Origin of the sequence: Roseateles chitinivorans (assembly GCF_050632145.1) — a bacterium.
Classification (GTDB): domain Bacteria; phylum Pseudomonadota; class Gammaproteobacteria; order Burkholderiales; family Burkholderiaceae_C; genus Roseateles; species Roseateles chitinivorans_B.
This window is the reverse complement of the sequence record NZ_CP192577.1, coordinates 4,726,287-4,744,303: the sequence shown is the minus strand read 5'-3', so window position 1 is coordinate 4,744,303 and position 18,017 is coordinate 4,726,287. Positions and strand designations below refer to the sequence as shown.

General features: G+C 66.3%; 19 protein-coding genes. 7 read left to right on the top strand and 12 right to left on the bottom strand.

The annotated features are described in order from the left end of the window. Positions 1–19 precede the first annotated feature (19 nt). The 7 genes from ACQ86G_RS21825 to ACQ86G_RS21795 form a co-directional block, all read right to left on the bottom strand. Entirely contained in the window at positions 20–493 is a 474-nt protein-coding gene (locus ACQ86G_RS21825; protein WP_431257272.1) for a RebB family R body protein, read from the bottom strand. After that, on the bottom strand, positions 490–702 hold the full coding sequence (locus ACQ86G_RS21820; RefSeq protein WP_431257271.1) for a RebB family R body protein: 213 nt from the start codon (positions 700–702) through the stop codon (positions 490–492). The genes ACQ86G_RS21825 and ACQ86G_RS21820 overlap by 4 nt, the downstream gene beginning before the upstream one ends. A gap of 76 nt (positions 703–778) precedes the next feature. Next, on the bottom strand, positions 779–1,045 hold the full coding sequence (locus tag ACQ86G_RS21815) for a RebB family R body protein (RefSeq protein WP_431257270.1): 267 nt from the start codon (positions 1,043–1,045) through the stop codon (positions 779–781). Between the two features lie 88 nt (positions 1,046–1,133). After that, positions 1,134–1,400, bottom strand: a complete 267-nt coding sequence (locus ACQ86G_RS21810) for a RebB family R body protein (RefSeq protein ID WP_431257269.1) — start codon at positions 1,398–1,400, stop codon at positions 1,134–1,136. A 75-nt stretch (positions 1,401–1,475) separates the two neighbouring features. Further along, on the bottom strand, positions 1,476–1,745 hold the full coding sequence (locus ACQ86G_RS21805; RefSeq protein WP_431257268.1) for a RebB family R body protein: 270 nt from the start codon (positions 1,743–1,745) through the stop codon (positions 1,476–1,478). 73 nt (positions 1,746–1,818) lie between these two features. Beyond that, positions 1,819–2,100 carry a RebB family R body protein gene (locus ACQ86G_RS21800; protein WP_431257267.1) on the bottom strand — a complete coding sequence of 94 codons (282 nt, stop codon included), beginning with the start codon at positions 2,098–2,100 and terminating at the stop codon, positions 1,819–1,821. Between the two features lie 310 nt (positions 2,101–2,410). Then, a complete protein-coding gene (locus ACQ86G_RS21795) occupies positions 2,411–3,445 on the bottom strand; it encodes a hypothetical protein (RefSeq protein ID WP_431257266.1) in 1,035 nt (344 codons plus the stop codon). 601 nt (positions 3,446–4,046) lie between these two features. Between ACQ86G_RS21795 and ACQ86G_RS21790 the strand changes: the two genes are divergently transcribed. Continuing rightward, complete coding sequence (locus tag ACQ86G_RS21790; protein WP_431257265.1) at positions 4,047–5,573, top strand: peptidase inhibitor family I36 protein; 1,527 nt, start codon at positions 4,047–4,049, stop codon at positions 5,571–5,573. Positions 5,574–5,654: 81 nt separating this feature from the next. Next, positions 5,655–6,344: a thiol:disulfide interchange protein DsbA/DsbL gene (locus tag ACQ86G_RS21785; RefSeq protein WP_431257264.1), complete on the top strand. Its 690-nt coding sequence runs from the start codon at positions 5,655–5,657 to the stop codon at positions 6,342–6,344. A 129-nt stretch (positions 6,345–6,473) separates the two neighbouring features. Here the strand turns inward: ACQ86G_RS21785 and ACQ86G_RS21780 are convergent, their stop codons facing one another. Together ACQ86G_RS21780 and ACQ86G_RS21775 are read right to left on the bottom strand one after the other, a co-directional pair. After that, positions 6,474–6,998, bottom strand: a complete 525-nt coding sequence (locus tag ACQ86G_RS21780; RefSeq protein WP_431257263.1) for a porin family protein — start codon at positions 6,996–6,998, stop codon at positions 6,474–6,476. A gap of 212 nt (positions 6,999–7,210) precedes the next feature. After that, positions 7,211–8,215, bottom strand: coding sequence for an alpha/beta hydrolase (locus ACQ86G_RS21775; protein ID WP_431257262.1), 1,005 nt, complete (start codon positions 8,213–8,215; stop codon positions 7,211–7,213). 60 nt (positions 8,216–8,275) lie between these two features. Between ACQ86G_RS21775 and ACQ86G_RS21770 the strand changes: the two genes are divergently transcribed. The 3 genes from ACQ86G_RS21770 to ACQ86G_RS21760 are packed head-to-tail and all read left to right on the top strand — an operon-like array spanning position 8,276 to position 10,832. Then, positions 8,276–8,833 carry a hypothetical protein gene (locus ACQ86G_RS21770; RefSeq protein ID WP_431257261.1) on the top strand — a complete coding sequence of 186 codons (558 nt, stop codon included), beginning with the start codon at positions 8,276–8,278 and terminating at the stop codon, positions 8,831–8,833. Between the two features lie 44 nt (positions 8,834–8,877). Continuing rightward, on the top strand, positions 8,878–10,209 hold the full coding sequence (locus ACQ86G_RS21765; RefSeq protein WP_431257260.1) for an alkaline phosphatase family protein: 1,332 nt from the start codon (positions 8,878–8,880) through the stop codon (positions 10,207–10,209). After that, a complete protein-coding gene (locus tag ACQ86G_RS21760) occupies positions 10,188–10,832 on the top strand; it encodes an alkaline phosphatase family protein (RefSeq protein ID WP_431257259.1) in 645 nt (214 codons plus the stop codon). Before ACQ86G_RS21765 ends, ACQ86G_RS21760 begins: the two co-directional genes overlap by 22 nt. A gap of 41 nt (positions 10,833–10,873) precedes the next feature. Here ACQ86G_RS21760 and ACQ86G_RS21755 read toward each other — a convergent pair whose 3' ends face one another. Further along, the gene (locus ACQ86G_RS21755; protein ID WP_431257258.1) at positions 10,874–12,280 is read right to left on the bottom strand and encodes a GntP family permease; all 1,407 of its coding nucleotides are present in this window, start codon (positions 12,278–12,280) and stop codon (positions 10,874–10,876) included. A gap of 245 nt (positions 12,281–12,525) precedes the next feature. Between ACQ86G_RS21755 and ACQ86G_RS21750 the strand changes: the two genes are divergently transcribed. Further along, complete coding sequence (locus tag ACQ86G_RS21750) at positions 12,526–14,772, top strand: diguanylate cyclase domain-containing protein (RefSeq protein ID WP_431257257.1); 2,247 nt, start codon at positions 12,526–12,528, stop codon at positions 14,770–14,772. Between the two features lie 98 nt (positions 14,773–14,870). Here the strand turns inward: ACQ86G_RS21750 and ACQ86G_RS21745 are convergent, their stop codons facing one another. Together ACQ86G_RS21745 and ACQ86G_RS21740 are read right to left on the bottom strand one after the other, a co-directional pair. Continuing rightward, the gene (locus tag ACQ86G_RS21745) at positions 14,871–16,445 is read right to left on the bottom strand and encodes a cation:proton antiporter (protein ID WP_431257256.1); all 1,575 of its coding nucleotides are present in this window, start codon (positions 16,443–16,445) and stop codon (positions 14,871–14,873) included. 88 nt (positions 16,446–16,533) lie between these two features. Next, positions 16,534–16,962, bottom strand: coding sequence for a nuclear transport factor 2 family protein (locus ACQ86G_RS21740; RefSeq protein WP_431257255.1), 429 nt, complete (start codon positions 16,960–16,962; stop codon positions 16,534–16,536). Between the two features lie 90 nt (positions 16,963–17,052). On the opposite strand from ACQ86G_RS21740, the gene ACQ86G_RS21735 reads away from it, so the two are divergent. After that, positions 17,053–18,012 (top strand): LysR family transcriptional regulator, encoded by a 960-nt coding sequence (locus tag ACQ86G_RS21735; RefSeq protein ID WP_431257254.1) that lies wholly within the window; start codon positions 17,053–17,055, stop codon positions 18,010–18,012. The last annotated feature ends 5 nt before the right edge of the window (positions 18,013–18,017 follow it).

Genomic DNA, 18,017 nt, shown 5'->3' with positions numbered 1-18,017 from the left:
GGGGCATTTCACGGGCGTTTCAAGCGGCGGGGTGCGTCGTGTTCGCCGCCGCGGTGGCGGCCGCGGCCAGCGCCAGCAGGTCCTTCTGCGCGAGGCCGGCATCCTGCGAGGAGCCGGCGGACTGCGCCTGCAGGACCTGGATCGCGGTCTGGCCGTCGGCCATGGCGCCGGCGATGAGGTTGGCGGAGGACGCGGGCGGCGCCGCGGGCCCGGGCAGCGGATTCACCGACGGCGGCGGCGGCGGGGCCGGCGGCGGAGGCGCCGGCGGCTGCATGGTCAGGATGCGGGCGCAGGCCGAGGTCACGGCCGCGGCGCTGATCATGCCGCTGCTCTGCTGCCGGTTCACGGCGTTGTACATCGCCATGCCGAGGGTCTCGAGCAGCACGGCGTCGATCATCCCGTGCGCCTGCGACGGGGCCTGCCCGGTCGCGAGGGTGACGGTGGTGCTGACCGAGTCGACGATCTGGCTGTTCACGGTGCTTTCATCGATCATGGAGACGCTCCCTTGGCGATGATCATGGCGAGGACCTGGGCGAGCGCGGCCTCCGCCACGACCTGGCCGCGCTGCTGGCTGGCCACGGCGTTCGCCATGGCCAGGCCGATGCTGTGGGCCATCGCGACGTCGGTCATGCCCATGGCGATCGCCGGGGCCAGGCCGACGGCGACCGGGGATCCGGACGCGATGGCGGGCAGAAGACTCATCCGGGAACTCCGGCCCGCACGACGACGGCGGACTGCTTGGAACCGCGTCGCGCGGGCCGGACGCCGGAGGCGGCGGTCAGGCGTAGATGGCGGCCGTGGCCCTGCCGGTGGAGGCCGTGTCGATGGCCAGCAGCGTGCTCACGCCCTGCGTGGTCGACGCCTGCATGGTGACGTAGGACTGCTGCTGGTTGTTGGTCGCGTTGTGCGCGGCGTTCGACAGCGCCTGGCTGGTCGCGACGAACAGGTTGCCCATCGCGATGGCGGGGGCGTCGCCCAGCACCTTGGTGTTGACCTGCGACACCGAGTCGGTGATCTGGCTGTTGACGGCGGTCGGAAATGCCATGGTGAATGCTCCTTGCGGTTGGTGGAAGAAACGCTAGTGACGGCGACGCGTCCGGGAGCTCGCGGGGACGCTCCTGACGCGCTGGGGCTCAGCCGAGAATCTTCTTCGTGGCTGCACCGGTGGCGCTGGTATCCAGGGAATACAGCAGCGTCACGCCCATCGTGGTGGCGGCTTGCGCCGTGACGTACATCTGTTGCTGCGCCAACGTGGCGTTGTGGGCCGCATTGGCCAGGGCCTGGGCGGTGGCCTGGTACAGGTTGCCCATGGCGATGGCCGGCGAAGTGCCGAGCACCTGCACGTTGGCCTGCGTCACGGAATCGGTGATCTGGCTGTTGACGGAGGTTGGAAAGGCCATGTGCCCAGCTCCTTGCGGTTAACGGTTGGACGGACGTCGGCGGTCGCGGGGTGGCGGAAGGACGGTCCCGGCGGCTCAGCCGCCGAGGATCGCCTTCGTCGCCACGCCCGTGGACGCGGTGTCGACGGAGTACAGCGTCGCCACGCCCATGGTGGTGGCGGCCTGGGCCGTCACGTAGCTCTGCTGCTGGGCGTTGGTGGCGTTGTGGGCCGCGTTGGCCAGGGCCTGCGCGGTCGCCTGGTACAGGTTGCCCAGGGCGATCGCGGGCGCGTCGCCGAGGACCTTGGTGTTGGCCTGGGTCACCGAGTCGGTGATCTGGCTGTTGACGGCGGTGGGAAATGCCATGGTGGTGGTGCTCCTGGGTCGGGGTCAGTCCGTGAGGACTCGGGCGCGACAGGGCGGACGCCCCGGTCGCGGATCAGCCGTAGGGCTTGCCGGTGAGGATGTCCTTGGTCGCGATGCCGGTGGAGGCCGTGTCGATCGAGTAGAGCGTGGTGACGCCCATGGTCGTGGCGGCCTGGGCGGACACGTAGCTCTGCTGCTGCGCGTTGGTGGCGTTGTGGGCCGCGTTGGCCAGGGCCTGCGCGGTCGCCTGGAAGAGGTTGCCCAACGCGATGGCGGGGGCGTCGCCCAGCACCTTGGTGTTGGCTTGCGTGACCGAATCGGTGATCTGGTCATTCACGGAGGTCGGAAAGGCCATGTGGAACTCCCTGTTGAGACGGGACCTCGGGTCCCTGTGGTGGAGGTGACGACAAACGCCTGCCGACGTCGGCTGGAAGGCACTCGTCGTTGGCGTGGATGAATAGTAGGAAAGGCCGATGCGCGGCGATCGGCGGGATTGATGGAAAAGGCGGCGAATCTGATGAAGCGATCCGGACGAATGCCTTGACGGCTCGAGAGAGCAAGCGCAGCCGCGTGGGGATTGCGCCGCCCATTCATGAAGCGACGATGCGCACAATAAAAAAGGTCGGCTTAAAGGCCGACCTTCCGACTTGGATTAATCTCGATTCTTACCATTTAATGACGACAGGCAGATGATCTGGGCCCATTCCGGGTTGCGTAATTAGTTGGTGGATTGCTTGTTGGTCAGTGTCAGTTAGTCTGGCCCTTGCTCCGATGCGCTCGTAAAGCGTTCGAACAGTCCGCTTGGCCACGTCGTACACGATCTTTTCATTTTGCGGCACTTCCAATGCTGATTGCAGGGCCTTCAAAGTGGTGTTTGTAATATTTTTTCCTGCCTTTTTTGAATCCAATGCAGCCTTTAGCTCGTCTTCTCTTTTTTGGATTTCCTGCTTGAGAATTCTTCGCTTTCCCTTTATATGATCTAAATATTTTTCGAATATAAATCCAACACTGCGTTCATAAAATATATCTGGCACCATGGCGGAAATGGATGGGGAATATTTCAATCCCCCAAAAACGCAAGCGTAGTCAAGGGTTTTTTCGCCCACTTTTGGGCTTGTTATTTTATCCACGGCTATGCTTGAGTATCGCGTGGGCATCGACGGTGCAACGATCTTTGCTTGAAACAAGTTGGCCACAATTTCTGCATTCTTGGCCTCAAGGTTCCAATCCGCCAATGCAATCACACCGGCTTGCGGCCATCTTTGCGAGTTTGAGTGCATGTTTTCCGGCAACTGCTTGCATATATCCGATAGGCATGCAAGGCCGGAGTCGCCCGAATCGGATTTGATGTGCGTTATGAGCAATGCCGGCATGCTCCCAAATCCCACATGCACAACGCCTCGGGGCTTGTCCGAAAAAGACGGAAAATACGGAGTTACATCTGTGCATCTATGTGCACCTTTGGTGAGTACTGCATACTTCAGAGATGACCCATCGCCGTGAATGGTGAGATCGAGCTGCCGATTTCTGGCGAATTGCTCAACAGATTCTCTGCTGGTAATTTCCAAGAGAATTACAGCTGTCACGCCCTGATCTCTTATGCAATTTTCAAGAACTTCGTTGATCAAATTATTTTTCTCTGAGAAGGAATCTTGGAAGCCGCTGGAGTGCTGAATGTTCCAGATGAGAATGGCAGGCATGGTTTTCCTTTCGAAGGAGCTGTTGGGGCTTGATTGACATTTTCTCAATGTCAATGCAAAGGATAAAATCACCTTGCCTTCCATAATCGGCGAAAATGCTGAAAAATGCGGACTACTTGATGTAATCTAGATATAACGAGGCAGCGTGGGGTAAGCTGAATTGTTTTCCGCCTTTTGCCCAAGCGAGATCCGCGCCGACATTGGAAACATGCAGCGTGTCACAAGCCTTCCTATGGGCGGTTTGGTCAATCCGGCTGCAGCAGCTATCCGTCTGGCGATGCATTAGATAACTCCGAGGGATGAAGAAATACTTATTTTTTGAGAGCGTCCCTTAGTTGGAATCGGCAACTGGTTGCGCTCGGCGTTGAAGCGCCTTCCAGGCTTGCAAGGTGTTGGAGAGTCTTCTCTGCATTACCTCTCGTAAGAGGCGCTGCAGTCGAAACTTGACCCACTCATATCCGCGGTGGTTTGTTCCGGCATCGACAGCCTTGAGCTGCAGCACTGGATGTAGCAAGTTGCAAGGCTTGTTGCCGGATGGACCGAGCCGCATCGCCGGCATCGCGTCGCCATCGCTCAGAACCCATCGTCAGAGGTTTTGGATATGGCGCCGACGGTTTGTCGTATTGGCATTGAAGCGGCGGCGTTCCTAGACTCGCGCCCTCAATCCCAATGCCCTGGCGAGGAGCCCCATGCCGCAACGTCGCGCCCCCTGACAACCGTATCCGCACGACTGGCCGCGGCCACCGCGCTCCTGCTCCCGCTGGCCGCGTCCGCGGCGGACGTCTGCTTCTTCGAGCACTACAACTACCAGGGCGCCAGCCATTGCACCTCGGCCGCGAGCGGCGAGGTCGGTGCCGCCGTCACGGACCGCATCTCGTCGGTGCGCGTGCCTGCGGGAACACGGGTCACGCTGTACCAGCATCCGGGTTTCACGGGCAGCGCGCTGGCGCTCACCGGCGATGCGCCCAATCTCACCGATCGGGGCTTCAACAACCTGGCCTCGTCGTTCAAGGTGGCATCCACGACGCCGCCGCCGGCGTCCGGGCCGGTTTGCTTCTATGAGGACTACGACTTCCGCGGGCAGAGCGAATGCACCAGCGCGACCGGCGGGGACATCCAGGTGCTCGCCGACCGCGTGTCCTCGGTGAAGGTCCCGGCGGGCGTGAAGCTTTCGCTCTACGAGAACGGCGGCGCGTCCGGTCGCATGCTCGTGCTGTCGGCCGACGCGCCCAACCTCGCGATGGCGGGTTTCAACAACCGCACGTCCTCGTTCCGAAGCGAGAGCACCGGGACCGGTGCGCTGCAGGTCGTCTTCATCGGCAACAGCTTCACGCACGGCAATGCGAACCCGGTGCTGCACTACAACTCGGTCAACGTCACTGACCTGAACGGCAGCGGCTACGGCGGGATGCCGGGACTCTTCAAGCAGCTGACGGTGGAGGCCGGCCTGAACTACCAGGTGGCCATCGAGGCCGTCAGCGCGCAGACGCTCAAGTTCCACTACACGAGCAAGCGGGCGGTGCTCGACAACCAGCGCTGGGACGCGGTGGTGATGCAGGACCAGAGCAACCTCGATCCTGCCGCGCCGGGCAATCCGGCCAACCTCATCACCTACTCGGGACTGCTGGAGAAGTTCATCCATGGCGTCGACGTGAATGCCAACGCGAACGGCAACGCCAAGGCCAACGTGTGGCTGCTGGCCACCTGGGCGCGGCCGGACCAGGTCTACCAGCTGGGCGGGCACTGGTACGGACAGACGCTCGAGCAGGCCGCGACCGTGTTGAGCAACGGCTACAAGGCCGCCGCCACGCAGAACCGCGGGACGGCCGGGATGATCCCTGTCGGCGACGCCTTCGTGCGTGCGGTCGGGCAGGGCGTCGCGGACCGCAACCCGTATGACGGCATCGACGGCGACAAGCTCAACCTCTGGTCCGGCGACAACCACCATGCCAGCGCAGCCGGCAGCTACCTGGAGGCGCTGATGGCCTTCGGCCGGCTGACCGGCCGCGACCCGCGCAGCCTTGGCGCCGGCAGCGTCGCGGCGCGGGCGATGAACCTGACCGCGGCGCAGACGACGGCATTGCAAGAGGTCGCGTACCGGCAGTTGCTGGCGAGTCAGGCGCCGTGATGGGGAATGCCCTGATCCTCGATTTAATCGCCGTCTAAGACGCCACGCCAAGAATCCTCCCGTTCACACCGGGGGATCCTCATGCAACGACGAACCGTGCTCTCTCTGCCGGCCGTGCCGGCGCTCGCCGCGATGGCCGGTGTCCCGAGGCTCGCGGGGGCCGAAACGGCCACGCCGACGGCATGGCGCCCTGTCGAGGGCCAGCATTACGAGCGCCTCGCCACGCCGATCGCGACGACCGCGGGAGGAAAGATCGAGCTCGTCGAGTTCTTCTGGCTCGGCTGCAGCCACTGCAAGGCTTTCGATCCGATCCTCGACGCCTGGCTGGCGCAGCGTCGCGACGTCGTGTCGATGCGCCGCGTGCACATCGCCGGACGGGCGCAGGTGGCCGCGCATCAGAAGCTGTTCTTCGCGCTGGAATCGATGGGGTTGCAGGAGCACCTGCGGCCGGTGGTGTTCGACCTGCTCGTGCAGCAGGGGAAGTCGATGAACACGCCGCAGGAGCAGGCGGCGGTGCTCGCCGGCGCGGGCGTGGATCCGAAGCAGCTGATGGACACCTACCAGTCGTTCAGCGTGGCGACGAAGTGCCAGCAGGCCACGCAGTTGCAGGAGCGGGCCGGTGTCGACGGCGTGCCGACGCTGATCGTCGGCGGGCGCTTCAGGACTTCGCCCAGCATCGCGAGCCGCGGTGCGCGGCTGACGGAGGAGGAGAGCGGTCGGCGGGCCATGGCGGTCGTCGACCACCTGCTGGCCGGGCGGTTGCGTGCGTGACGTGTCGTCGCGGGAGCCAGGCAAGTCCTGACCCTCGCGCGGAGGGGACGCCACGGCACGGCACGTCAAGCCATGCGGCGAACGCCCCGTCCCCGCGACGCGGAGCGTCCGGGGTCGGGGCCTCGATGATCAGAAGCGGTAACCGACGTTCAAGGTCACGCCGTCGACCTTCAAGCCGTCCTTCTTGTAGTACTGCATGTAGTCGAGGCCGCCGTAGATGGTCTTGCTGAAGTTGTAGCGACCGCCCAGACCCCAGGCAAAACTGCCGTAGCTGTCGGAGCCGCTCAGCCCGAGACCCGAGGCCTTGATCTTGCTGTCGGCATAACCCACCCGACCGAACACCTCGAACTGGTCGAAGCTGTACTTCGGCGTCACGAAGATCCCGTAGCTGCGCGTGACCTTGAACTTGACGCCGTCCACGGTGTCGTCCTTCAGGCCGGTGGCCAGCATGGCTTCGATGGCCACGTTCGGGTGCAGGTCCCAGCCGACGATGCCGCGCAGGGCGCCCGGCTTGATGGTCGGGTCGTCGGACTTGAGGTTGAGGAAGCTGTAGCCCACGTCGCCGTACAGGCCGCTGGTCGCGGCGGCGGTCTGGGCTTGCGCAACGCCGGCGGCAAGCAGCAGCGCCGCCGCGAGGATGGAAATCTTGGTCATTCGAGCACTTCTTTGAATGGATGGACAACCACGCCTCGACGAGGCGGGTCGAACGCTCGCGATGACTCCCAATTCAATGGCGCGCGCAGAAGTCACTGCGCTGGAGGAAACGTCCGCCTGACGATCGTGGTTGACGGCGACACAAACCGTCACACACGGCTCGCACGGAGCGCCGGGCAAGACCTGGCGCCGTGGCGCCCCGGTCCAGTGCCTCAGGACAGCGCCTTTGCCAGGATCGGCAGGCTGATGTCCATCCGGTAGTCGACCGCCGAGTGGTCGTCGGGGAACTCCTCGTAGACGTGTGCCACGCCCATCGCGCTCAGCCGCTTGTGCATGCGCCGGGCGCCGTAGACCAGGTTGTACTGGTCGACATCGCCGCAGTCGATGTAGAGCGCCTTGAGCGCGCTCAGGCCGGCGCCGTGCGATTCCACCAGCGTCAGCGGATCCCAGGCCAGCCAGTTGGCCCAGCGCTCCGGGATCAGCTCGCAGGTGTCCAGGGTCACGGGCAGCCGGACGCCGTAGGGCACCGACGGATCGGGGTCGAAGCTCGCGGCCTGCGCGAACATCATCAGGATGAACAAGTCGCTGTCCTTGGGCTTCTTCGCGTTCCAGAAGGCATCCACCCAGCGGCTGATGTCCGGCTCCTTGGCCAGTGCGCGCAGCACCGGCACGAACTCGTGGCGATACAGCAGTTCGAAGCCCATGTCGCCGGAATGCACGGCGGCCGCGGACCAGAAGTCCGGATGCAGCAGCGCATGGACCATCGCGCCGTAGCCGCCGCTGGACTTGCCGAACAGGCCGCGACGGCCGTTGCCGCCGCAGGCGAAACGTTGCTCGACGAAGGGCACGACCTCGTCGCGGAGAAAATCGTCCCAGCGGCCCATGGCGACCGAGTTGACGTACTGGTTGCCGCCCAGCTTCGTGAAGCAGTCCGGGAAGGCGACGACGACCGGCGGCAGCTCGCCGGCGGCGATCAGGCGGTCCAGCCGCTCCGGCAGGTTCTCGCCGAAGTTCTTCCAGTTGGTGTGCACCGGACCGCCGGCCGTGAAGCCGACGATGTCCACGAGCAGCGGGAGGCCCCGACCGTCGTGCCCGTGCGGGATGTAGACGTCCACGAGCCGCCGGGTGGGCGCGCCGACCAGGTTGCCCGCGAGGACCTCGCTGTCGAGGATCAGGCGGTGGACGGTGCCAGCGGGGGTGTCGGGGTTCTTGTGCATGGGTATCCAGGCAGGTGATCGGCGAGACTGTGGGCTGGAGAATAGCCTTCAATGCATCGCATGACACAACCCACGCCTCTCGACCTCATCAAGCGGCTGGTCGCCGCGCCGTATCCCGACCGGATCGAGGAGATCCAGCTGTACGGCATCCACGACAGCGACCACAACTTCTTCCGCAGCGGCCCGCGCCGCAAGATCGCGGTGCTCCATGACGCGAGCGGAGACTTCGAGCAGGACGATGAGCTGACAGAGGACGATCAGGGCGAGATGGAACTCGACAACCTTGCCGCCTTCCAGTCGATCACCGCCGAGGTGTCCGCATGGATGGGCGATCGGCCGGCGCAGACGGACGTCTGGCCGCCCGACATGCCGATCTCGACGGACTTCGATGACGACGAGCGCGAGGATGAAGCGCTCGAAGACGGCTCGGGCACCTGGACCTCCTCCTGCGAAGGCGGTTACCACGAGGCGGAGATCGATCGACGCATCGTGTGGGACCTGGGGGACGAGTACCTGGTGCTGTTCTGCCAGGAGATGCCGGGGGACGGGAACTTCGTGTGCGTGACCGGCGCGTGCGTGTTGCCGAAGGACGGGGGACCTGTCAGGCATGACAGCTGATGCGTCATCCGCGCTTGCCCTAGAGTCGTTCCGCATGGGACGGGTTGCTGAACGGGCGCACTTTCCGCCGAATTCGCAATGACCTCCCCGCGCCGGCCTTGGCCGAACCCTGGAGGAGCCTCATGTCAATTCAACACGTGGTCGTTGTCCTGTTCGAGAACCGCTCTTACGACAACGTGCTGGGTCGTCTCTATCACCCGGACAACCTGCCGCCCTACGACAAGGCTCCGGGCGGGCAAGCCCATCTGAATGGGCTGACCGACAGCGACAGCAACCCTTGCCCGGCGGGCTGCGACAACAACCCGTGCCCACCCGGTGTCTCGACCATTCCGGTCTCGAATCAGGTCACGCCGACCCGCATCGAGGGATCGGATCTCTGGTACGCCGCGACCGCCATTCCGACGATCGATCCCGGCGAGCCGTTCTGCGACATGGCGCAGCAGCTCCTGGGCCTGGCACACAAGCCCGAGTCCAATCCCTACGTGGATTACCCGCCCAGGGACCGGTCCCGCCTGTGCCAGGGGTTCACGCTGAACTACGCCCAGCAGTGCTGGGGCCTGGGCAATCCGGAGGCGCCCGTCCCCTCGGACAACATCAAGGACATCATGAACTGCCTGACGCCGGCCCAGATGCCGGTGTCGGCATTCCTGGCCAATCGCTATGCGCTCAGCGACGAGTGGTTCGCCTCGGTCCCGACACAGACCTTCACCAATCGGGCTTTCGCCATGTGTGCCGCGCCGGGACAGTCGGTGAACCTGCTCGGCGAGCGATTCAGCTTCATCGACGACATCCAGTACGTGTTCAACCCGTTGAAACCGGTCAGGTCGGTCATGCGGCAGCTGGACGAGGTGCACGGACGCAGCGTCGACGGGGTCGCCACATGGAAGGTCTACTTCCACGACTACTCCGTGGCGGTCGAGACCGTGCGGGATGTGGCGGATGCCGCCCGCGCCGCGGACAACATCAATGTCGCGAGCTTCGACGACTCGGACTGGGGGAGCCATGGGCATCCGCCTCAGATCAAGGGCGCCAAGGCGACGACCTTCCTCCATGACGTGAAGGCGGGCAAGCTGCCGAAGTTCTCATTCATCGAGCCGCGCTTTTTCGACAACTACGCGCGTTCCCACCTGCCGGCCAATCACAACCACCCGGGCGTGCCGAAGTATCCGACCCATCTCAGGGGCAGCAATGCGCCGACCGATGCGGCGACCGGCGAGGTCTTTCTCATGCAGCTCTACAACCTGCTGCGGCGCAGTCCCTGCTGGGCGGACACGCTGCTGATCATCAGCTATGACGAACACGGCGGCGTGTTCGACCATGTCCCGCCGCCGGTGGCACCGCCCCGGGCCACGACGTGCCGCCGGTGCGCAGCCTGACGGACCGCGCGGCGAACGGCTTCGATTTCAACGTGCTGGGCGGCCGCATCCCGGCGATCGTCGTGTCGCCGCACATCCGTGCGAGCTCGGTCGTCCGGCGGAAAGGGCAGCAGGAGGAAAACGAGGGGAGGGAGACGACTGCGGGCTTCGACCACACGTCGATCATCCGCACCGTGTGGAAGGTCTTCGAGCTGGACAAGGGACCGAACGGGCGACAGTCGCTGACGCTGCGTGACCTGCACGCGCCCGACCTGATGCATGTCATTCAACCGGCTACGGTGAATGACATCGGATGCTTTGACGGACAGATCGTGGCCGGACCTCGCGCATTGAACTTCGTCCATCACCACGATTGGCCCGGAGATCCGACCCCGCAGTTCGTGCTGGCCAGCGCAGGGCCGGATGCGCCGCTGACCGCGACGGTCGCCCAGGAGACGGGCGCGCCGTGGCTCTCCGTCCATGTGGTCAACGACGCCGAGGCGATGATCAGCCGGGTCTGCGTCACCGTCAGCGTGAGCGGCCTGTCACCCGCCACCTACAACGGGACCGTGAGCATCGCCGGCCCGAAGGGACTCGCGCCCGTGGTCATCCCGGTCGCGTTGATCATTCGTCACTTCCTGTAGACGAGAGGACGTCGACGACGGTGGACGTGCGACAGACCGCCTCAGCCCAACGGCGGAAGAAGGTTCAGCGCGAACACCATCAGCAGGCCCACGACGGACACGATGGACTGGACCACCGAGATCGTGCGGGTGGCTTCGCCCATCGACATGCCGAACGACTCCTTGACCAGCCAGAAGCCCGCATGGTTGGCGTAGTTGAAGAAGAGCGACCCGCAGCCGATGGACAGGGCCATCAGCGGCATGTTGACCGTCTCGCCGGACATCGCCAGCGGCGCCAGCAGGCCCGCGGCGCCGACGATCCCGACCGTGGCGGAGCCGGTGGAGACGGACAGCAGCATGGAGATCAGCCACCCCAGCAGCAGCGGGGAGACCGCGAACTGATGGCTCATGTGCACGATGGCGTCGCCGACATGCGCATCGGTGAGCACCTGCTGGAAGGCGCCTCCCCCGGCGATGATCAGCAGCACATTGGAGATGGGCTTGACGCTCTCGCTGAGCGCCTTTCTCACCGCGTCCGGCTCGCCGGAGCGGAGCATCACCATCGCGAAGACCAGGCCCAGCAGCATCGCGACGATCGGGTTGCCCAGGAAGGCCGTGACGTGCAGCACCGGGGAGGTCTTGTCGAGCACGATCTCCGCGATCGCATGCGCCAGCATCAGCACCGCCGGCAGCAAGGCACACAGCACGCCGACGGCCACGCTGGGCGCGGTCGATGATGGCGCAGGGGTGCCGGCCCCGGGGGCGGCGATCCCGTCGCTCTCCGGCACGTACTGGTGGATCATGGCCTCGTCCGGTCGTGCCTGCATGCGGGGCGCGATGAAGGTGCCGTAGATCGGTCCTGCCAGGATGATCGCCGGGATGGCCGCGACGAAGCCGTAGATCATCGTGGCGCCGACGCTGGTCTTGAGCGTGGCGATCGCCGTCAGCGGGCCCGGGTGCGGCGGCACCATGCCGTGCATGGCGGCCAGCGCGGCGATCACCGGCACGGACACATACACGTAGGCGGAGCCGCTGCCGACCTTGCCGGTCTCCAACCGGCGCGCCACGCCGAAGATCAGCGGCAGCAGGACCACGAGCCCCACCTCGAAGAACATCGGGATGCCGATGACGAAGGCCACGCCGGCCATGGCCCAGGGCAGGCCCTTGTGGGAGGACCGGCGCACGATGGCATTGGAGACGGCCGTGGTGACGCCCGAGTCCGCCAGCAGCTTGCCGAGCATGGCGCCGAGTGCCACGACCAATCCCACGGCGCCCAGTGTTTTCCCCGCGCCGCCGGAGATGGCGGAGGCGACCTTGTTCAAGGGCATGCCGGTGGCGAGCCCGACGGCCATCGATACCAGCAGCAACGCCAGCAGCGGGTGGAGCTTCGGCCTGGCCACGATGAGGGCCACGAGGCCCAGCACGCTGACCAGCGCGATGGTCAGCAGTTGGATGTCCACAAGGCTCATGGTCGCCTGTCTCCGGTGTCGTTGATCCGAGGACCTCGCGCGCGCGCCAGGCGCGACGCCGTCCATCAGGGGATGATTCACGTTAACAGGGACGGCCCGACGCCGGGGCGAGCAGTGCGCCAGGCCGGGGAGCGTGTGCGGTGGGTGGCCACCGCCAAATGTTCAGGCGCCGTGAAGCCCATGATGCAGGTGCGCGCTACAGTAGCCGGATGGACCTCTGAGAAGCCCGGGCTCCGGGAGATTCGATGACGCATCAAGACATGCGCCCGCGCCGCGTCGCGATCGTTGCGAACAACCTGCACACGTACCAGATCAAGATCGTCTGCGGGATCCGCGACGTGCTCCGCGACAACGGGGTGGATTCACTGCTGATCCTGGGCCAGGCCTTGCGACCGCCCGATGCCGGGGCGTCGCCCGCGAACGACGTCTACGACCTGATCGATGCCCGGAACTTCTGCGGCGTGATCGTCCTGTCGACGGTGGTCGGTCCCCAGATCTCGGACCAGGCCCTGAGCGCGTGGATTCAGCGCTTCGCGCTGCCCGTCGTCAGCATCGGGCGCCCGCTGGAGCAGGCTGGCAACGTCCTGATCGACAACGTCCCCGGCATGTCGGCGCTGATGACGCACCTGCTCGACGGGATGGGTTACCGCACGCTCGCGCTGTTGAGGGGCATCCCTGGCAACGCCGACTCGGACGAGCGCGAGTCGGTCTTCCGCACGAGCCTCGAGCGTCGAGGCCTCCCCGTTGAAGACGAGCTGCTGATGACGGGCGACTTCGCCTCGGTGAAGGCGTTCCGCCTGGTGCAGCAACTCCTGGAGCGCCGGCGGGATGTCCAGGCCATCGTCTGCGCCAACGACGACATGGCGGACGGCTGCGTCCGGGCCATCAACGCCGCCGGGCTTCGCGTCCCGCAGGACATCGCGGTGGTCGGATTCGACGACGCGATCCACCACGTGGTGCCGGCGCTGACCACGGTGCGCATGCCGGTCTACGAGCAAGGCAGGGAAGCGGCACTGATGCTGCTCGCGAGGCTTCAGGCGCCCGCGTCCCCGGTCCGGCCCGACACGCGGGTCCTCCTCGCGGAACTGGTCGTGCGGGACTCCTGCGGCGCCGGGGGCAGGCCCGCCATGTCGAGCGCGATGCCACGCGCTGCCGCGGTCTCCGCCAACGGCATCGAGAGCTACCTGGCGGAGCCCCTCCGACAATGGATGGCGCTGTTCGACGACATGGCCCCGCACGCGGACCGGCACCAGGCGTTCCTGGAAGCGTGGAACGAGGCGCTGTCCCGCCGCCCGCTCATCGAGGTGGAATACCCGATGTGGCGGGACCAGTTCGCCGGCGTCGTCGACCGTGCTCACGTCAACTCCACGGTGGCCAGGCTGGCACTGGCCGCGCTCTCGTCGCTCGCGGGGGTGATCCAGCGGGACAACTCCCGGCGCCACAGTCTGCGCGCCGGCTTCGGCGAGATGGTCCCGTGGCTGTTCAATTGCGACAGCCACGAGCATCTTCGGCTCGAGCTGTCGAAGTTCCTGAGGCACGTCGGCCTGGACCGCTATGCGATGGTGCTCTATGAGCGGTTCGGGCCCGCGCTCCCGGATCGATCGCGTGTGGTCCTGGACAGCTCGGGCCCGGCAGCGGGGGACGATGCCTGGTATCCCACCCAGGACATCCTGCCGGCGCCGGTGTGGCAGCGGCTCACCGGCGACCTGCTGGTGTTGACACCGCTGCTTGTCAACGCGATCCACTACGGCCTGATGGTGTACGAGCCGCCTGCCTGGTGGGGGCCGTACCCCGATACCAGCTTCAGCCACACCCTCAGCCACGCCATCAGCCAGGTCGAGAACACCATCGCCGCCCGGGACTACGCGCTGCAACTCGAAGGCCAGGTCAAGGCGCGGACCGCGGCGCTGGAGGCTCAGGTCGCGGAGACCTTGAAGGCCGAACAGGCGTTGCGCCTCGCCAATGCCTCGCTGCAGCACACCGCGTTCCACGACGGGCTGACGCAGCTGTTCAACCGGACGGCCTTCGACACGCATTTCGAGAATCAATGGGGCCAGCACCTGGCGCGGCAGCGACCGCTGTCGGTGCTCCTGTGCGACGTCGACCACTTCAAGAAATACAACGACCTGCACGGGCACGTCATGGGCGACGAGTGCCTGCGGCAGATCGCCCAGGCACTCCGCAGCGCGGTCCGCGGCGAGCACGACATCGTCGCGCGCTATGGCGGCGAGGAGTTCGTGCTCGTCCTGCCGTCCACCGACCTGTCCCTCGCGACCGTTGTCGCCGAGCGCATCCAGCAGGAAGTACGCAAGCTGCAGCTGCGTCACGGCGCGGAGGGCGCCGGAGCGCACGTGACCGTCAGCATCGGCGCGGCCACGGCGCTTCCTCGCATCGACATGACCAAGCAGTCCCTCATCGAGCTCGCGGACCACTGCCTCTACCAGGCCAAATCGGCGGGACGGGCACGCTGCATGTCGGCCCAGGCGGCCTGACGCCTCGACACACGGGCGCGTCCATGAGGGCGTCACGAGGGCGTCACTAGGCCGCTACTCGGCCGCTACTCGGCCACTACTCGGCCACTACTCGGCCACTACGAGGGCATGGCATCCGCATTCGCGGCACGCAAGGGATCCGTGGCTTCGAGCCAATCCAGTTCGTTCTCGAGCGCGTGAAAGGCGTCGTCGCCGATCTCCGCGGCGTCTCGCATGCCGATCAAGGTCTGGCGGGCGGCGCCGAGGGCGTCCTCGTACGCCGTGTCGTAGTCGGCCCCGAACGAGGCAGCGGCGCTTCCCGGGTCGTGCAGCGGGCCTCCCAGGTGCATCTTCAGGTTCTTGCGCGCGAGGTCGAGCGCCGCGGATCTGTCCGCCGGGATGCGCGCCAGCGCGGCCTCCAGCATGCGTTGTCGCGCGGCGGCCTCCTCCTCGCCGACAGGGTCGTCGTCGCGCAGCTTGAGTGCGCGCAGCAGCGGCTTGAGCGTCAGCCCCTGGATCAGCAGCGTGCCCAGGACGACGAGGAAGGCGGTCAGCAGGATGAGGTCGCGGCCCGGAAACTTCGCGGGCAGCGCCAGCGCCGCCGCCAGCGTGACGACGCCGCGCATGCCGGCCCAGGAGATGACGAGTCCGCTGCCCACGGTAGGCCTGAGCATGAGCCGCGCGGCGCGCAGGCTGTGGCGGCCTCCGAGAAACTGGAGCAGGTGATTGAAGGTCATGTGCCACACGAAGCGCACGGCGATGACGGTCGCCAGCACGGCCGCGGCCACCGACAGGTACTGGTCCCGGGTCGCCTGGGGAAGCTCGATGAGGACAGGGCGCAGCTGCAGCCCGATGAAGATGAAGGCGAGCAGGTTGAGCGCGAACACCACCGTCGCCCAGACGGCATTGGTGGGCACGCGCACGCGTGCCTCGATGCGGGCCGGCGCGATGCGCGCCAGCGTCATGGCGAAACCGACCGTGGTGAGCACTCCCGACAGCCCGAAGCGCTCGGAGAGCTGCCACACCGCGACGGTGCCGACGAACTGCAGGAGGATGGCTGTCGGAATGTGCTGGACCCGCTCCAGCAGCCGTTGCGTCAGGAAGCCGAGCACTGGCCCGGCGATGAGGCTCCCGACGACGCTGAGGATGAATGCGGGCGCCACCGCCTGGACGACGAAGCCCCCCGAGGCGATGGCGCCGACCGCCAATCGGTAGATCAGCAGCGCGCTGGCATCGTTGAGGAGGCTCTCGCCCTCGAGCACGCCCAGGATGCGTTGAGGCGGATGCAGCGGGCGCAGGACCGCCGTGGCCGCCACGGCATCCGGCGGCGCGACGATGGCCCCCAAGGCGATGGCCGCCGCCCAGGGCAGGGTGGGGACCAGCGTGTGGGCGACCAGGGCGACCGCCGCGGTGGTGAGCCCGACCGTGACGACGACCAGGCTCGTCAGCGGCAGCCAGTTGTCCTTCAGATCGCGCAGCGAGGCGTCGTAGCCGGCGTCGACCAGGATGGGCGCCACGAACAGGGCGAGCACCAGGTCCGGCGGCAAGGTGAGTTGCGGCGCCCCTGGCACCAACGCCAGCGCCGCGCCGCCGAGCGCGAGGAACACGGGCGACGGGGCGCCGAGTTTCCTCGCGGCGGCGGCCAGGAGGACCGCCGCGACGAAGAGGACGATGATCTGTTCCAGCTCGTGCACGGGGCCAGTATCTCAGCATGCCGCCGCGGGAATCGTCGAGAGGTGTCCGGCACGCCTGCCGCTCCAGGTGCCAGCGGCACGCGCGCCCTCATGCCGGCGATGCTGCTGATGCCGGCACCGGCGCGTACTTGTCACCGACCTGCTCGCGCAGCGGATGCGTGTCGTAGACGATGTGCATGCTCTGGATGCGGCGGCTGCCCGGTCGGAAGGCAAACACGTCCACGCAGGTGAAGTCGACGGGACGTCCGTCGCTGAGCGTCCAGTCATAGCGGAAGTACGCGGCGATGCGCACATCCTGGTCCGTCGCCTGCACGGAAGCGAACAGGTCGATCAGCGTGATCACGCTCTTGCTGGACGCCTGCGCGAGCTTGGGAAAGAAGTCGCGCGCGAGCATCGTGCCGAGGAACGGGGAGTGGACGAGGCCGTCCTCCTCGAAGCTCGAGATCAAGCCCGCCGTGTCGCTGGCGTGCAGGTGGCGCAGGTAGGCGCGCACCGTGTCCAACTGGGAAGCATCCATGGTCCGTCCGTCGCTGGTTGAAAGCGTGGATCGTTCCAGTCACGCGATCGCGCCGCAAGCCGGGAGGCTGACGATCCATTAAAGTCGTTTATGAATTGGCGCTACCTGCACTACCTCGAGCTCGTGATCGAGCATGGCAGCTTCGCTGCTGCGGCGCGGGCCGCCGGCGTGTCTCAGCCGGCCATCAGCCACGGCATGCGGCAACTCCAGCGTGAGTTCACGACGCCCCTGTTCGTCCGGTCGGGGCGCACGCTGCAACCCACCGGGGTCGCGCTGAAAGCGGCGGCCGAGCGTGCCGGGATCGCCGAGCGGTTCGAGACTCTGGCGGCACCGCGCGCGGCACCCGGACACCATGAGCGCCTGCGGGTCGGCGTGACGCCATCGGCCGCACTGGTGTGCGGCCCGGCGCTCCACGCCCAGTGGTGCCACGATCGCCCGCGCCGGCGTCTGGAGATGCACAGCGCCGACGAAGGTCGGCTGCTGGCCCGGCTGCAAGGCGGCGAGCTCGATCTGGTGATCTCGCCGAAGCCGCGGGGATGCCGGACGGCCGGCCTGACGGCGGAAGCGCTGTATCAGATCGCGCCGCTGGTCTACGCGCGCCGGGCGCATCCGCTGGCGCGCGTTCAATCGCTGCAGGACCTTCAAGCGGCGTCGTGGGCCATCGTGGGGCCCAGCGTGAGCGGCCCCGTGGACGTGCTGCAGGAGGCATTCGCCGTGCGACGCATGAAGCCGCCGCGCGTGGCCGTCTCATGCCCGGATTACGCCAGCCTTCTTCATCTGATGACCCGCAGCGACCTGCTCTGCGTCCTGCCGCACCCGGCACTCCTGGGCAGCGTGTCCGGCAACGCCGTGGTGCCGCTGCGCCTGCGGGAAGCACTGCCGAGGTACGAGATGCATGTGTTCGCGCCGGTCCGGCCGCGACAGGCCGTGAGGGCCGTCATCGACGGCCTGCGACACGGGTGGGTGTCGGGCGCCGACGGGCACGGTGCGCCCTCAGCCGGACACCGCCTCGACCAGCCTCGAGGAACGCCTGACCGTCGACCGCGATGAACGTC

Coding starts and splice junctions, on each gene's coding strand:
- ACQ86G_RS21825 (WP_431257272.1), bottom strand. CDS start 493: ATGATCGATGAAAGCACCGTGAACAGCCAGATCGTCGACTCGGTCAGC.
- ACQ86G_RS21820 (WP_431257271.1), bottom strand. CDS start 702: ATGAGTCTTCTGCCCGCCATCGCGTCCGGATCCCCGGTCGCCGTCGGC.
- ACQ86G_RS21815 (WP_431257270.1), bottom strand. CDS start 1,045: ATGGCATTTCCGACCGCCGTCAACAGCCAGATCACCGACTCGGTGTCG.
- ACQ86G_RS21810 (WP_431257269.1), bottom strand. CDS start 1,400: ATGGCCTTTCCAACCTCCGTCAACAGCCAGATCACCGATTCCGTGACG.
- ACQ86G_RS21805 (WP_431257268.1), bottom strand. CDS start 1,745: ATGGCATTTCCCACCGCCGTCAACAGCCAGATCACCGACTCGGTGACC.
- ACQ86G_RS21800 (WP_431257267.1), bottom strand. CDS start 2,100: ATGGCCTTTCCGACCTCCGTGAATGACCAGATCACCGATTCGGTCACG.
- ACQ86G_RS21795 (WP_431257266.1), bottom strand. CDS start 3,445: ATGCCTGCCATTCTCATCTGGAACATTCAGCACTCCAGCGGCTTCCAA.
- ACQ86G_RS21790 (WP_431257265.1), top strand. CDS start 4,047: ATGGCGCCGACGGTTTGTCGTATTGGCATTGAAGCGGCGGCGTTCCTA.
- ACQ86G_RS21785 (WP_431257264.1), top strand. CDS start 5,655: ATGCAACGACGAACCGTGCTCTCTCTGCCGGCCGTGCCGGCGCTCGCC.
- ACQ86G_RS21780 (WP_431257263.1), bottom strand. CDS start 6,998: ATGACCAAGATTTCCATCCTCGCGGCGGCGCTGCTGCTTGCCGCCGGC.
- ACQ86G_RS21775 (WP_431257262.1), bottom strand. CDS start 8,215: ATGCACAAGAACCCCGACACCCCCGCTGGCACCGTCCACCGCCTGATC.
- ACQ86G_RS21770 (WP_431257261.1), top strand. CDS start 8,276: ATGACACAACCCACGCCTCTCGACCTCATCAAGCGGCTGGTCGCCGCG.
- ACQ86G_RS21755 (WP_431257258.1), bottom strand. CDS start 12,280: ATGAGCCTTGTGGACATCCAACTGCTGACCATCGCGCTGGTCAGCGTG.
- ACQ86G_RS21750 (WP_431257257.1), top strand. CDS start 12,526: ATGACGCATCAAGACATGCGCCCGCGCCGCGTCGCGATCGTTGCGAAC.
- ACQ86G_RS21740 (WP_431257255.1), bottom strand. CDS start 16,962: ATGGATGCTTCCCAGTTGGACACGGTGCGCGCCTACCTGCGCCACCTG.
- ACQ86G_RS21735 (WP_431257254.1), top strand. CDS start 17,053: ATGAATTGGCGCTACCTGCACTACCTCGAGCTCGTGATCGAGCATGGC.